Source organism: Flagellimonas sp. (genome assembly GCF_965215805.1).
In the GTDB taxonomy this organism is placed as follows: domain Bacteria; phylum Bacteroidota; class Bacteroidia; order Flavobacteriales; family Flavobacteriaceae; genus Flagellimonas.
This window is the reverse complement of sequence record NZ_OZ244124.1, coordinates 3136341-3151858: the sequence shown is the minus strand read 5'-3', so window position 1 is coordinate 3151858 and position 15518 is coordinate 3136341. Positions and strand designations below refer to the sequence as shown.

Here is a 15518-nt window from a genome sequence, read left to right as displayed (position 1 = left end):
GTTATTTTTGCCATCGATAATTATTCGATGAAAAAAATTCAAGAGCGCTGGGATATTACCCAGAACTGGCAGTACCTTTTTCCTTTTCTTGGTGTAGCCTTGCTATTGCTTACCGCCTACATGATTGCAAGAAGGTTTTTGCACCTTTTTGAATTGAATAACAGCATTTGGGAATGGCCATTCACACTTGGGCTATTAGTCCTTTTGTATTATGTAATGCTGCGCTTTTTTTTATGGTGCTTCAAGAAATTATCCAATAAATGGATTGTGGAACAGCGGTGGGAGATGATTGCCATATTTATTGTTTTTGCCGTTACAGGCAGTCTCTCCGGTAAATTGGCAGGACCCTTGACTGAACTTGTTGGGTTAAAGAAAGAACTGGTAAGCGGGTGGTTGCATTGGACGGCCAGAATCCTACTTATCTTTCCCATTTATCAAGTGTTATTGGTTTGCTTCGGATGGCTTTTTGGGCAGTTTAAGTTCTTTTGGAACTTTGAAAAGAAGATGCTCAAGCGCATGGGACTGGGATTCCTTATCCCCTAGTTTAAGGTTTTGTTAACATAATTCCTACCATTAATTTGGTTAGATTTGCCATCTAATGCAGGATTTAAAGAAGATTTCCGTATTTCTTTTATTCATCACCCTCATGTTGGTGAAGGTTTCTGCTTTACATGTTTACTCCCATCAGGATGGGGAAGCACATGACATGGAAAACTGCGATATCTGCGAAATTGCACTGGAATCACAGCAATCCAATTTTGAAATTACTGGAAATGTCACGATACCGGAAGTCAACACTTTCTTCATTACCGAAGAGGTGGAATTCCAGTATCAGATAAATGTTCCAATTCCCTGCTCCCATTTCTTCTTTTCGAGGCCTCCACCCTCTGCTGTTCAGGCCTAATGGCTTGAATCCCTCAACTGGACTTGTATATGAGTCCTAAATGTACACTAATATTTTATTGATTTAAGTATGAAAGCATTGCTTTTCATCACAATGGTGATAGCAATCCCTTTTTGGGGCCTATCGCAGAATTGTACCCATACCATTACTGGTAAAGTAACAGATTACCATAGCAAATTACCCTTGGAAAATGCAACCCTCTTGATCATAGGAACTGCTCATTCGGCAGAAACCGATGCCGATGGAAATTTTCTAATGTCCTCAGTTTGCGCTGGGAACTATGAATTGGAGGTGTCGCATCCCGAATGCAATACCATTTTAATGAATGTGGCAGTCCAAGAAGATACTAAAATTGATATCAGGTTGGAACATCATTTGGAGGAATTGGATGAAGTGGATGTGGTTGGGGAAGCCATTAACGACAAGACCAACACGGCATCCGAGGAAAAATTGAAGCTTCCGACCTTGGAACTCTATAGTTCAGGAACTTTAGGTGATGCCTTGCGGGAATTGGGAGGCGTTTCTTCCTTGAATACGGGTGCCAACATAGTAAAACCAACTATTCATGGTTTAAATGGTAGTCGAGTTTTGATTTTAAACGATGGCGTGCGCATGCAAGATATGGAATGGGGAGATGAGCACGCACCCAATATCGATATAAACACGGCAGGAGCTGTTTCTGTAATAAAGGGTGCTTCCGCGCTACAGTATGGCGGTGATGCCATTGGGGGGACCATTGTTCTTGAACAGACCAAAATTCCTGTTAAGGATACCATTTTTGGCAAAACACTGATCAGCGGCAATACCAATGGTAGAGGAGGCGCAATAACCTCCGAATTGACAAAAGCTTTCGGCTCTGGTTGGTTTGCCAAGGTTCAGGGCTCTTACAAACGACTTGGGGATTTGGAGGCTCCAGATTATGTTCTTTCCAATACTGGAATACAGGAATTTGGTACCTCTCTAAGGTTCGGGAAGCGTTTGTTCACTTGGGGTTGGGACATTCGGTATGCCTATTTTTCTTCTGAAATTGCAGTTTTGCGGGCTTCCCATATAGGTAATGTGGACGACCTGATCCGAAGCATTAACAACGGACAACCGGAGGTTATCCGTGATTTCACCTATGATCTGCAAAACCCGAAACAAGAAGTAAAACATCATTTGGCCAAGCTCCATTTTTATAAACGATTTGAAGGACTTGGTAAATGGAATTTCCAATATGATTTTCAAAGCAATCGAAGATTCGAATTTGATGTTCGACGAGGAGAACTGGATGGCCGTGCTTCCATAGATTTGGAATTGACCACCCATACCCTATCCACTGATTTTAAATGGGATGCCAAGGAAGATTATCAAATACATGTGGGACTTTTGGGTCGCTATCAGGAAAATTTCCCCAATCCTGCAACTGGAGTTCGTAGGTTGATCCCTGATTATGAGAAGTTTGACCTGGGAGCTTTTGCATTGGGTGAAATCCAAATCACGGATCAATTCTTGCTGGAAGGTGGAGTTCGCTACGATTTCACTAGAATAGATGCGCAAAAATTTTATCAAACTTCCAGATGGAACGAACGCGGATATGGCAGTGAATTCCAAGATCTGATTTTAGAGGATTTGGGAACCTCTTTATTGGTTAATCCAGTATTTGACTATCATAACATTTCGACCACGATAGGTGCAAAATATCAATGGGATACGGGAGAGACCTTAAAATTTAACTACGCATTGGCCCAGAGAGCGCCAAACCCCTCCGAATTGTTTAGCGACGGCTTGCATCATTCCGCTGCCCGAATTGAACTAGGGGATTTAAGGGTGGATAGCGAGACCTCGCACAAGTTCACAGCTTCCTTTGAACAGGATTTCGATCATTGGGGATATTCCATGGAACCCTTTGCCAACTGGGTGCAAAACTTTTTACTTCTTGAGCCCTCAGGTGTGGAGTTCACCATTAGAGGTGCTTTTCCCGTTTGGGAATACCGTCAGACCGATGCCAGGCTCCTTGGACTGGATTTCTCGGCTTATGCCAATTGGACGAACTCATGGAAAACGGACCATCGCTTTTCATTGGTTAAAGGGCAAGAAATGGACAACAACATGGCTTTAATCAATATTCCAGCAGCTAATTTGCGCAATCAAATCACGTACAGCATTCCCCAATGGAAAAATTTCAGTGTTTCCCTGGAAAGTCAATATGTGTTTAGACAAAATGAGACACCGGACAACATCATGGTATTTTCTCCTGAGCAGCAACAGGAAGTTCTGCTCCAAATAAATACAGCGCCAGATGCCTATCACCTGTTGGGCTTACGTTCTCAAATGGAATTTCCATGGGGAGGCAATAAAAAAATAACAACCTCATTGGTGGTCAACAACCTATTGAACACCAATTATAGAGACTATCTAAATCGCCAAAGGTTTTTTGCAGATGATTTAGGGAGAAACATTTTGATTCAATTAAAACTTAATTATTAAATCCTTTATTACATGAAAACAATCAAATTTTTATCAATGGCAATCCTAGCGGGAAGTATCTTGGTATCTTGCTCCAATGATGATAACTCCCCAGAGGAAATCAATGAAGAGGAAACCATCACTACCATGACGGTTACCCTTACCCCAGATGGTGGTGGAACTGCCATCGAGCTCCAATCCAGGGATTTGGATGGCGACGGTCCAAATGCGCCTGAAATCACCGTTTCAGGAAATTTGGCGGAAAACACAACCTATAACGGATCTGTTGTGCTCCTCAATGAAACTGAAACTCCCGCAGAAGAAGTCAATGAGGAAATTGAAGGTGAAGCAGCCGAGCATCAGTTCTTCTATGTTGTTGATGGAGGGTTAAATGCCACAACCGAATATACTGATGAAGAATCTGACTATGTTTCTGACGAGACAGGCACCAATTTCACAACCAATAATCCAGTGGGTATAACTTTTACGCTTACCACAACAGACGCAAGTTCAGGAACACTAACGGTAACCTTGCGACATGAGCCTAAAAAACCCAATGATGGGACTTTGGCTGATGCTGGCGGTGAAACCGATATAACACAAACCTTTAACCTAACTATAGAGTAACACCTGATTCCAAAATCAAGGTGCTGTAAATAGTATAATTATTTCATGAATAAAGAATTTAGACATACGGTCATAAGCACTTTAATGGTTGCTGTATTAGCCATACAGCAGCTGTTTGGTGCTTACCATATGTTTATTTTTCATGCAAATGATTTTGAACAGGACCTAACCCATGGTCATGAATTGGTAAGCAGCAGCGAAGATTCATGTGACCTCTGCGCAAAATTGAACCCCACACTGGTGGTTTACACCGCAGAAACTTATTCCCTAGCCCAAGGTTCCCTATGCTTTTGGGTTCCAGAATCTAAAAGCCAACTCACTTCAATTGCTGGGCAATATACACAGTATAGACGAGGTCCTCCCTCTCTGCTTATCTCCCTTATTTAAATAGGCCTTTCCGTCATCAGGGATTTGGCCCTGGTTCCTTACACTTCGAAGTCAAAAACGATTTTGAGGGTGCGACTGCATATACACTTCAAATCAAAAAACAACTCAAAATGATTACGACCAACAATCTCTCCAAGGTTTATGGTGATGCTACTGTACTGGATAATCTCAACCTAAATATCAAAGCGGGTGATCTATACTGTTTGCTAGGAGCCAATGGCGCGGGCAAAACCACCACAATCAACCTGCTACTGGGTTTTATCGAACCCACTACAGGCAGTGCTTTTATTAATGGTCTTGCTGTATCTGAAGACTCAAAGGAGACTAAAAAACACCTTGCTTACATACCTGAAAATCTTATGCTGTACCCCAACTTATCCGCAGTTGAGAACCTGGATTACTTCACCGGGATTGGGGGAAATCAGCTAAATAAAGCCCAATTGGAGGCATTTTTGGAAGAGGCCGGACTTCAAAGCAGTGCATTCCACCAACGAATTTCAACCTTTTCCAAAGGAATGCGACAAAAAGTGGGAATAGCCCTGGCTCTGGCCAAAAACGCCAGCGTGTTGTTGCTCGACGAGCCCACCTCGGGCTTGGACCCAAAAGCCAGCAACGAATTCGGTTTGTTGCTCCAAAAGTTACGAAGCAAAGGAGTCGCCATTCTTATGGCCACCCATGACCTTTTTAGGGCAAAGGAAATTGCCACTCATATAGGTATTATGAAAAACGGCCAATTGAAGCAGGAATTTGTTGCCGATGAGATTTCCCTAAGTGATTTGGAACATGCGTACTTGGAAACTATGGATTATAAAGAGGCGGTGCTATGATACGCAGTACATTTCTAAAAGAACTTAAAGAGCTGTCCCGGGACGGAAGGGTCAGAATTAGTTTTCTGATCGTAGTCCTATTGATGGCAGCAGCCACTTGGATCAGTAAAAGTCAATACACAACCATCAACGAACAATATCAGGAAGCGGAAACCGCTGAGCGCCACATTTGGGAAGCGCAGGGAGAAAAAAACCCACATTCCGCGGCCCACTATGGCACCTATGCCTTTAAGCCCAAGTATCCGCTTTCCCTTGTGGATCATGGGGTTGATAAATTTACTGGAACCTCCATTTTCTTGGAGGCCCATAAACGTAACGAAGCCCAATTTAGCAAAGCCGCCGATCAAACTGGTTTGGCCCGATTTGGCGACTTGACGCCCGATTTTGTACTCTTGTTTATTCTGCCTTTGCTGATTGTATTTCTTGGATACAACGCATTTACCAAAGAAAAGGAAATGGGGACCTTGGTCCTTTTGAAAAGCCAGGGAACTCCTGTCTGGAAACTGATTTTTGGCAAGTGGTTGGCCATTTTTGCCCCTATTTTCATCGCTGTAGCAGTACTTTTTGTGGTAGCTGGAATCGTCCTGTCCAATCTTAAGGATTTTGGTGTCTTCAGTTGGGAATCTTTGGGGGTTATGTTCCTTGTTTATATGGCCTATTATGTGATTTTCATCAATTTGGTCCTGTTTATTTCCTCTAAAGTGAAGAAATCGGGAATCTCTCTAGTATTATCCTTGGGAGCTTGGATTTTAGCCTGTTTGGCAGTTCCAAAAGCTGCTAGTAATGTGGCAGAGTCCCAATACCCGTACCCTACCCGACAAGAATTTGCGGCTAATATTACCGAGGATAAAAAAAATGGGATTGATGGTCATGACCCTTGGAACAAACAAGCTAAAATGCTGGAAGATGAAGTGCTAAAGCAGCATAATGTGGATAGTTTGGAGCAACTTCCATTCAATTTTGATGCCTATCGGATGCAGAAAGGAGAGGAACACACCGCTGAAATCTACTTTAAGCATTACAAACATCTAAAAACGCAATTTGAACAGCAGTCCAAATTGTACCGCAACCTCGCCGTGTTATCACCTTTTTTACCAGCACGGTTTATGAGCATGGCCGTGGCCAATACAGACTATGCCACCCACTGGGACTTCGCCGATGCGGCAGAAACATATAGAGTAGACCTACAGGCCTTCCTCAATGGCAATTTTGCCGTAAATTCTTCATATGGGGACTGGAGCTATAGGGCAGATGAATCCACCTGGAAAGAAATGCCTGCATTTGACTATGACCCGCCTGAACTTTCCGAAACCCTTTCAAGGAACTCTTCCAACTCGGCCATTTTATCCGCTTGGATATTGGGTTCATTTTCCCTTCTATTTCTCACCACTAAAAAATTATAGCGATGTACAAGTTTAACTTTATATACGAGCTAAAAGGACTTCTTAGAAATGGTTGGATCCAATTGTTGAGCCTCCTCCTTTTTGCACTCTTCTTTTTTGCCTTTTACAACGGTCATGAAAAAGTGGACAAGAGAAAATCGGATATTCAGGCGGCCCATCAGGAGGTACAGGAATCCGATCAGGTAATGCTAATATTATTGGACTCCATAGAACGTGGTATGGAGGTCTCTGCTTCGCCTTGGACCATACCATCCAAACCGATGGCGGTAGGTAACTATCATCCACGTGTAGCTGCTATGGACCCTTCCAATTTAGCTTATATCTCCACAGGGCAAAGTGATTTATTTACGCACTATGTAAAACCAAAAACCTCTGGTGATGATCTAGCCCTTAATTTTACAGAAATCACTAATCCTGTTCAGCAATTGTTTGGCAGTTTTGATCCAGCATTTGTCATTATTTTCTTGTTGCCCTTGATCATCATTGCATTTACTTATAATGTCCTTTCGTCTGAACGGGAAAGCGGTACATTGAGGCTTTTGGCTTCCCAGCCCATTTCGTTGGCGTCATGGGTACTGCAAAAAATGGTCATACGTCTGTTTTGGATCATTGTAATGATTGGTGTTATACTCACAATTGTATTCTATATCAATGGCAATGATAGCAGCTTAACTAATCTTTTACCCGTATTTGGTGTGACCGTGGGATACGTTCTGTTTTGGTTTGCTCTGGCATTCGTAGTCAACCTTTGGGTAGGAAGTTCAGCGAAAAACGCCATAGCTCTTATAGGCTTATGGCTGCTATTTGTTCTGCTGATCCCATCCACACTGAATCAGATGGGCAGCACACTATATCCTATGCCCTCCCGAACGCTGATGATCAATCAGTTAAGAAATGCCAAGGCGGAAGCCACCAAGAAACAAGATGAAATCCTGGATAACTTTTTAAGGGATCATCCCGAATATGCCATCAACGATCCCAATCAGGGACGAAGTTTCTATCATCGGTATATGGCATCCCAACAATTGGTTCGGGAAGAGCTACAACCCGTTATTCAAAAGTTTGAAGGGCAATTACAGAATCAGCAGCAATGGATTTCCCAACTCAAATGGGTGTCCCCTGCCATTATTGTTCAGCAGGAACTCAACACTTTGGCAGGAACTTCCACTAGGGACTATGAAAATTATAGAAAACAAGTAACGGCCTTTGCAGAAACTTGGCGTCAGCATTTATTGCCTTTCCTCTATAACAATCAAGTCTTTTCCAGTGAGGATTACAAAAATCTACCTGTATTTGAGTATGTATCATTGGAATCCAATAGCACCACAAAAAGCATATTCGTCCTTGTTGTGATTGCCTTGGGATTGGTAACGCTGGGGTTTGCAAAAGGAATGGGGTATCAGTCCAGTAAAAACATAATTACCCCATAGCATGAGAGCGCATCTAATTTTGATTTTTTCTTGGCTCCTATGTGTACATGGTATCCAAGCCCAGGAAGAGAATGCAGAGAATTTTCCTCCACTGGAGGTGCCCTTGGAAATTTCGGTTTCAAGGGCTGCGTCCCCTATCCAGGTTGATGGTCGTTTGGATGAACCCTCATGGGATAAGGCTGAACTGGTTGATGATTTTTTCCGCAGGGAACCCAGACAGGGAGGCAAGATCACCTACAAAACCTTGGTGAAATTCCTTTACGATGACAAAAATCTTTACATATCAGCATTTTGTAAGGATTCCTTGGGAATTCCAGGAATTCGGATTCAGGATTTGCGTCGGGATTTTAGCTGGGGTGAGAACGATATCTTTGGAGTTGCCCTAGATCCCCAAAACCTGAAACAATATGCCCAAGGGTTTCAGACCACACCTTATGGGAACCAAAGGGACTTCCAGAATTTCAATGGGAACAATTTTGATACAGGCTGGAATACCCTTTGGAGGGTTCGCACCCAGCGATCTGACCAAGGATTTACAGTGGAAATGGCCATTCCGTTTAAATCCCTTCGATACAACCTTCCCGAAAATGGGAATACCATCGAGTTGGGAATGACCATGGTTCGCTATGCCCGTAGAGAAGTGGAAGTATCCACTTTTCCGGCTATCCCACAGTCATTCACGCCCTATAGAATGACCTATGCCGCTAAATTGACGGATATTGAAGTGCCACCTCCCTCCGCCAATATTAGGGTGGAGCCCTATACCTTGTACCAGTATGATGAGAATAAAGAAGGAGATATTCTAACTTCAAAAGCCAGTGATCCCAAGTTGGGTTTTGATGTCAAATGGGCCATGAATCCCAAAACGGTATTGGATTTAACGGTAAATACCGATTTTGCCCAAGCCGATGTGGATCGAGCCGTAAACAACTTGGAACGTTTCAATATCTTTTTTCCAGAACGACGACAGTTCTTTTTGGAAAATTCTGGAATCTGGGCGGGTGGATTGCAACAATCCATTAGGCCTTTTTTTAGCAGACGTATTGGACTTCAGGGGAACTTTAATGCCATCCCGGCACCAATTGATGTTGGTGCACGTTTTACCCAACGTACCGAAAAAAATGCTTTGGCCGGATTGTTCGTACGTCAAAGAGAAACGGATGGTTCTGCAGGAGCAAATTTTGGAGTATTCCGTTATCTCAGGAATTACGGTAGGGAAAACAATGTTGGGGTTATGGTCACGCATCGCTTGGATAACGAGCATGATGACCTGAATTTGGATAGCAACAATAACACTACCATTACTATAGACGGGCAAATACGCCCCACAAGTCAATGGGATATTCAGTATATCCTATCCACTTCCATAGATGAGGAAACTGGGGAAACTGGCTTTGCTGGGCGTTTTTTTGCAGGCAATGACTCCAATAAATTCTATTATGGATGGGTAACAGAATATACGGATGCCAATTACAATCCAAGAATGGGTTTTGTTCGTCAAACCAATGTGATCAGACATAATCCAGGTGGGTATTTAGTGGTCAGACCTAAAAAAATGGACTGGATCAGGCGGTGGGATCCCGGAATGTTTGTCAATTATTTGCATGATGCCTCAGACCCTACGCAGTTCCAACAGGCTAGTTTGTACATCTTCCCAATTTTTACTTGGTTCAAGGACAATAGTTTTTTTGAGGTTTCGGCGACACCAACTTGGCAAAACATCAACTTTGATTTTGCTCCATTGGGTCTCCAGATTGCACAGGACAACTATTATTACACACGTTATTTGGTTCAATATAATACCGACCAATCCAAAAAATGGTCAGGTGACCTAGGTTATAATTTTGGAAGTTTTTACAATGGAACCCGGAATACCATCAATGCTGCAGCCCGCTTTGCTCCCATTCCCCATGCCGCACTGGCATTGGAATACGAGCATAATACCATCAAAGATGTGGGGATTGGTGACTCCAATTTAACCACGAATCTGTATTCCGCTAATTTACGGTTGGCGTTAAATCCCAGGGTACAACTCTCCACTTTTTACCAGTATAATAGTTTTAACGAACAGGGAAGGTGGAATGCGCGTTTGAGCTGGGAATATATGCCGCTTTCTTTTGTGTATCTCGTATTCAACGACACTCAAACGGACATTTTTGATCCGATGCAAAGTACCAGACAATTTATAGGCAAGATCACCCTCCTAAAGCAATTTTAAGCGGCTGGGAGGGTACTAATGCCTTCAATAAAATCAATAGCATGAATACCCGAAGGAAATTTTTAAAAGATACTGCCTTCGCTACTTTAGGTATTGGTCTTTCGCATCATCTTTCACTTGCGCAAACCTTCAATCCTAGCGGGACTAATTTGGTAAGCCAAACCGCCAATCCTTGGATCGAGCTTTCTGCGAATGCTTATTTGAAAAATGTTCAATTGATTTCCAAAATGGCACAAAACAAGCCCATTATGGCTGTTTTGAAAAACAATGCCTACGGCTTGGGTGATGTACAAGTGGCTCAAATTTTAGATCAAAGTGCGCACATTGCAGGTTTTGCACTGGTAAAGGATGAACGCTGTCTTGCGCTGCGCGGAAATGGGGTTAGCAAACCTATATTGTTAATGGGGGATTTTAATGAGGACTTGGGAATGGATTTGGTCAATAATGCTATTGCCTTAAGTGCATTTTCCCTAGAATCCAGCAACAAAATAAAAAAGCTGGCATCCGAAAGTAATAAAGAGGTTCTTGTAGAACTATATGTTGATACAGGCTTGGGTAGAATGGGAATGCCCTATTCCAAGGGTATAGGTTGGATCAAGGAATTGGTCGCTACACCCAATGTTAAAATTACGGGCCTATTTAGTACATTAACAACGCCAGAGGACTTTGCCCGGACGCAAATTCAACGCTTCTCCAACATTATTGGTCAATTAAAGGACAATGGAATCTTACCATCAAGATTGCATATGGCACCTTCCCTATCACTACTTGATCTACCGGAATCCCATTTTAATACGGTAAGACCCGGCATTTTGTTACACGGCACCTATCCCCTTTCCAAAATGGATCAAGCCAAAAATGTGCCGTTGCAACCTACCTATCGGTTGAAAGCAACCGTAATTCGAATGGAAAAACTACGCAAAGGAGATACCATTGGTTTTTCGAGATTTTATAAAGTAGAGGCTGATGAGTGGATTGCTACCTTGCCCATTGGATGGGCCGATGGATATTACAGCGGAGCCGAAAACGGAGCCAAAGTACTGATCAACGATACACTTTACAAGGTGGTCAACGTGAATGCCAGCCATTGCAATCTATCAATAGGCCCAGAAAAATCTGTTGTTGTGGGAGACACAGCAACGCTAATTGGGCCTGACCGACCTGAAATAACACCAGAGGGATTTGGTAAATTAGCAGGTGGGCACAACTATCTTCAAATTCAGTATAAAGAATCCATTCCTAAATTCGTTCATGATGAATTCCTATAAACACCTGGTTATTGTCCTCTTTAGCTTGGTTTCTTCTTGGCTTTTTGCACAAGAAAGTTTCATTAAGCTACCAGCGGAGGATTTGAATTTATTCGTGGAAGACGTTGGAAATGGTCAGCCCATCATTTTTATTCCTGGTTGGACCATGACCACAGAATTTTTTAAGCACCAGAAGGACCATTATGCTAAAGACTACCGATATGTTTCCTATGATCCCAGGAGTCAGGGCAAGTCCACTAAAACTGAAAATGGGAATACGTATGAAATCCATGCCCAGGATCTACATCATTTGATTACTGAACTGAAACTTGAAAATGCCATATTAGTTGGCTGGTCTAGTGGGTGCGCAACTGTTTTTGAGTATGTTCAGCAATATGGAACGAAGAATCTTGATCGACTGGTTTTGATTGACGAGCCACCCAAGTGGATTGGTGATTCAGAATCAGAATGGGTCTATGGAACTTTTGATGGTTACAGGGGGAGTCTAAAAAATCTATTGAGTGATCCCGAAGGCTATGCCAAAGCTGTTGTGGATTGGATGCTGGAAACTGAAATTTCCCAAACCGAAGAAGACTGGATGATCGCCGAAACCCTTCAAACTCCCAAATATGCGGCATTGAGTCTGTACATTGACGGACTTGTAAGTGATTATAATGAAATCGTTAAAAACATTAATGGTAAAATCCCAGCCCTCTACATGGTAAGGAATGGTTGGTACAACGAAGCTTCCCATTGGTTACAAAATCAAGCCCCGAAAGCTAAATGTGTTCCCATTACCAGTCATGCCATGTTTTGGGAAAGCCCAGAGGAATTCAATGGATTATTGGACGGGTTTTTGAACTCCAATACCACCAAATGATGCTGAATCCCAGATTAATCTGTGGTTACTTTTTTAGCCTGGCAAAAACATAGGTGTAAAGCCACATCAAGGTAAAGGAAGGGACAATATCCAAGCCTGGTATAAGTTCTTCGACAAATGTTACGACACCTGCCACCTGACCAATTTTTCCTTTGTACATGCGAGTCATAAGCCAACCTGCCACGGGAGCCCATATGACATCTGAAAATTCCCCGATGCCCGGAATGGCGAAGGACAGCATTCCAATACCGTCAAACAATAATCCCAAAAGTAAATGCTGATATTTTTGGTCTTCCACCTTTGCCATTGCGGAAAAATAGCAATTCCAAATGAAATGGGGAAATCCCCTAGGACAAATCCGAGCTGATGAGTTTCAAGAACTCATTGCGGGTCTCAATCTTTTCAAATTGTCCCCGGAACCCTGAAGTTGTGGTCACCGAATTCTGTTTTTGAACCCCTCGCATCATCATGCACATATGCGCTGCTTCTATGACCACAGCAACACCTTTTGGCTTTAAGGTGTTGTTTAGGCACTCCAATATATCATGGGTCAAGCGCTCCTGTACTTGTAGTCTTCGGGCAAAGACATCCACAACCCTTGGTATTTTGCTCAATCCCACTATATGCCCGTTTGGAATGTAGGCCACATGGGCTTTTCCAAAGAAAGGAAGCATGTGATGCTCACAAAGGGAATACACTTCAATATCCTTGATGATCACCATGTCGTCATAATCCTCCTCAAACATGGCGCTACGCAATATTTCAGCTGCATCCTGGCCATATCCTTGGGTTAAAAACAGCATGGCCTTGGCCGCTCGTTCAGGCGTTTTTTGGAGGCCGTCCCGTTGTACATCCTCCCCAATCTCGTCAATGATTTTGGCAAAACGATCCTTGACCTCGTTGGTAATTTCGATATTGTATTCTTCCAGATTCTGATAGGGCGCCATGGGCTATGTTGCGGTATTTAGCTTGTTAGAAAAATGCTTGTTCAATTTCTTGATTTTTGGATCAATGATAAACTGACAATACGGTTGATTGGAGTGATCATTGTAATAATTCTGATGCTCCTGTTCCGCAATATAAAAAGGTTTTGCTTCTGAAACGGCCGTTACAATGGGATTTGTGAACACTTTTTCCCTTTCCAACAGCGCAATAAACTCCTCGGCCTCCTTCTTTTGATTCGGGGAAGTATAAAAGATTTCACTCCGGTATTGGCTGCCCACATCATTCCCCTGCCTATTTAATGTTGTGGGGTCATGGGTGGCAAAGAACACTTCCAATAGCTCAACAAAGGAGACTTTGGTTGAGTCATACTTGATTTGAATGGCCTCTGCATGCCCTGTTCTACCCGTACAAATTTCCCGATAGGCTGGATTCTTGATAGCTCCACCCGTGTAGCCCGAGATTACCTCAATTACTCCATTCAATCTTTGAAAAACCGCTTCCGTGCACCAAAAACAACCTCCGGCAAAAATTGCCAATTCCAAATTTTTGTTCCCTTGTATGTCCATATTTGTCAAACCTTAAAATAAACTTATCCATTCCAGCATTCATCCCCAAATGGATCTGCATTTTATTGTCGTAATTCTTAAGAAAAACTTTATTTAAAACTCAATTTTTGTTCGCTCAACAGTAATTGTTACTTTCACTCCCCGAAGCAAGGATTTTATGATCATAGCCACAAACATTAAAAAATCTTTTGGGCACCTGGAGGTTTTAAAAGGTGTTGACCTGACCATCAACAAGGGTGAAGTTGTTTCGATTGTGGGCGCTTCCGGGGCTGGCAAAACTACCCTTTTGCAAATATTGGGGACCTTGGATGAGCCTTCAAACAAAACCGATAGTACTTTGCTGATCAATGACACCCCAGTGAATCAATTGAACGATAAAGGATTGGCTCGGTTTCGGAATGAGCATATCGGGTTCATATTTCAATTTCATCAACTTTTGCCCGAGTTTACGGCATTGGAAAATGTATGCATACCTGCTTTTATTAAAAAAACACCCAGGGTCGAGGCAGAAAAGAGGGCCAAGGAGTTGTTGGACTTTCTAGGGCTTTCTGACCGTTATGACCATAAGCCCAATGCGCTTTCGGGGGGCGAACAGCAAAGGGTTGCCGTAGCCCGTTCACTTATCAATAATCCATCTGTAATCCTTGCCGATGAACCTAGCGGAAACCTGGATTCTGAAAGTGCGGACAACCTCCATCAATTGTTTTTTAAACTACGTGATGAATTTGGTCAGACTTTCGTTTTGGTAACCCATAACACGGAATTGGCCAATATGGCCGATAGAAAACTAACCATGGTGGATGGTGTGATTGTCTCAAGATAGCATGACAAAGGGCGAGCTTAAGGAATTCTTGGATGCCAAAGTGGAGCAGTACAATCATCCCAGTTTTTTGGAGGATGACCCCCTTCAGATTCCCCATCGTTTCTCCATGAAAGAAGATATTGAAATCAGCGGCTTTTTAACAGCTACCATTGCCTGGGGCAATCGGAAGAGCATCATAAAAAATGCCTCTTCCCTAATGGAGCTGATGAATCAATCTCCCTATGATTTTATTTACAACCATTCCGAGGCAGAATTGGAAAAGCTTGGCTCATTTGTACACCGCACCTTTAACGCCCTGGATTTGACCTATTTTATCAAAAGTCTTCAAAACATCTACACCAAACATGGGGGATTGGAAGCTGTGTTTACCAAATTTCAACAAAAGGAAACCCTGCAGCCTGCCATTTCCGAATTCAAGAAGGTGTTTTTTGAATTACCCCATCAACAACGCACCACCAAACATGTTTCCGATCCAGCAAAGGGTTCTGCTGCCAAACGGATCAATATGTTTTTACGCTGGATGGTTCGTGACAATGACACTGGGGTGGATTTTGGACTCTGGAAAAATCTAAACCCATCACAACTTTCCTGCCCTTTGGATGTACATTCGGGAAATGTGGCCCGAAAACTAAAACTGCTCAAACGGAAGCAAAATGATGCCAAGGCTCTTGCCGAATTGGACAACAATCTAAGAAGGTTGGATGCATCAGATCCAGTTAAATACGATTTTGCGCTTTTTGGTTTAGGCGTTTTTGAAAAATTTTAGCACTATTTTGTTAGGTGATTGTATGTTATTTTTGGGTTGAACGTCTA

Annotated in this window: 15 protein-coding genes; 12 read left to right on the top strand and 3 right to left on the bottom strand. The window is 42.7% G+C overall.

The annotated features are described in order from the left end of the window. Positions 1-27 precede the first annotated feature (27 nt). The 10 genes from ACOOE0_RS13880 (at position 28) to ACOOE0_RS13835 (ending at position 12371) form a co-directional block, all read left to right on the top strand. On the top strand, positions 28-543 hold the full coding sequence (locus ACOOE0_RS13880) for a DUF6787 family protein (protein ID WP_420399502.1): 516 nt from the start codon (positions 28-30) through the stop codon (positions 541-543). Positions 544-598: 55 nt separating this feature from the next. Beyond that, the gene (locus ACOOE0_RS13875; protein WP_420399501.1) at positions 599-904 is read left to right on the top strand and encodes a hypothetical protein; all 306 of its coding nucleotides are present in this window, start codon (positions 599-601) and stop codon (positions 902-904) included. A gap of 69 nt (positions 905-973) precedes the next feature. Next, positions 974-3373: a TonB-dependent receptor gene (locus ACOOE0_RS13870; protein ID WP_420399500.1), complete on the top strand. Its 2400-nt coding sequence runs from the start codon at positions 974-976 to the stop codon at positions 3371-3373. Positions 3374-3385: 12 nt separating this feature from the next. Next, entirely contained in the window at positions 3386-3979 is a 594-nt protein-coding gene (locus ACOOE0_RS13865) for a type 1 periplasmic binding fold superfamily protein (protein ID WP_420399499.1), read from the top strand. Between the two features lie 497 nt (positions 3980-4476). Then, complete coding sequence (locus ACOOE0_RS13860) at positions 4477-5193, top strand: ABC transporter ATP-binding protein (protein WP_420399498.1); 717 nt, start codon at positions 4477-4479, stop codon at positions 5191-5193. Further along, a complete protein-coding gene (locus tag ACOOE0_RS13855) occupies positions 5190-6596 on the top strand; it encodes an ABC transporter permease (protein WP_420399497.1) in 1407 nt (468 codons plus the stop codon). Before ACOOE0_RS13860 ends, ACOOE0_RS13855 begins: the two co-directional genes overlap by 4 nt. 2 nt (positions 6597-6598) lie before the next feature. Further along, positions 6599-8026, top strand: coding sequence for a DUF3526 domain-containing protein (locus tag ACOOE0_RS13850; RefSeq protein WP_420399496.1), 1428 nt, complete (start codon positions 6599-6601; stop codon positions 8024-8026). Position 8027: 1 nt separating this feature from the next. Continuing rightward, complete coding sequence (locus ACOOE0_RS13845) at positions 8028-10244, top strand: DUF5916 domain-containing protein (RefSeq protein WP_420399495.1); 2217 nt, start codon at positions 8028-8030, stop codon at positions 10242-10244. Positions 10245-10285: 41 nt separating this feature from the next. Next, a complete protein-coding gene (gene alr / locus ACOOE0_RS13840) occupies positions 10286-11512 on the top strand; it encodes an alanine racemase (protein WP_420399494.1) in 1227 nt (408 codons plus the stop codon). Further along, on the top strand, positions 11496-12371 hold the full coding sequence (locus ACOOE0_RS13835) for an alpha/beta fold hydrolase (RefSeq protein ID WP_420399493.1): 876 nt from the start codon (positions 11496-11498) through the stop codon (positions 12369-12371). The genes alr and ACOOE0_RS13835 overlap by 17 nt, the downstream gene beginning before the upstream one ends. A gap of 25 nt (positions 12372-12396) precedes the next feature. Here the strand turns inward: ACOOE0_RS13835 and ACOOE0_RS13830 are convergent, their stop codons facing one another. Genes ACOOE0_RS13830 through msrA form a run of 3 tightly spaced genes read right to left on the bottom strand, consistent with a single transcriptional unit; the run spans position 12397 to position 13882 of the window. Beyond that, a complete protein-coding gene (locus ACOOE0_RS13830; RefSeq protein ID WP_420399492.1) occupies positions 12397-12678 on the bottom strand; it encodes a hypothetical protein in 282 nt (93 codons plus the stop codon). Between the two features lie 40 nt (positions 12679-12718). After that, the gene (gene folE / locus ACOOE0_RS13825; RefSeq protein WP_420399491.1) at positions 12719-13318 is read right to left on the bottom strand and encodes a GTP cyclohydrolase I FolE; all 600 of its coding nucleotides are present in this window, start codon (positions 13316-13318) and stop codon (positions 12719-12721) included. Between the two features lie 3 nt (positions 13319-13321). Then, positions 13322-13882, bottom strand: coding sequence for a peptide-methionine (S)-S-oxide reductase MsrA (msrA, locus tag ACOOE0_RS13820; RefSeq protein ID WP_420399490.1), 561 nt, complete (start codon positions 13880-13882; stop codon positions 13322-13324). A 157-nt stretch (positions 13883-14039) separates the two neighbouring features. On the opposite strand from msrA, the gene ACOOE0_RS13815 reads away from it, so the two are divergent. Both ACOOE0_RS13815 and ACOOE0_RS13810 read left to right on the top strand, forming a co-directional pair. After that, on the top strand, positions 14040-14705 hold the full coding sequence (locus ACOOE0_RS13815) for an ABC transporter ATP-binding protein (RefSeq protein ID WP_420399489.1): 666 nt from the start codon (positions 14040-14042) through the stop codon (positions 14703-14705). Between the two features lies 1 nt (position 14706). Continuing rightward, on the top strand, positions 14707-15471 hold the full coding sequence (locus ACOOE0_RS13810) for a TIGR02757 family protein (protein ID WP_420399488.1): 765 nt from the start codon (positions 14707-14709) through the stop codon (positions 15469-15471). Positions 15472-15518: the final 47 nt, after the last annotated feature.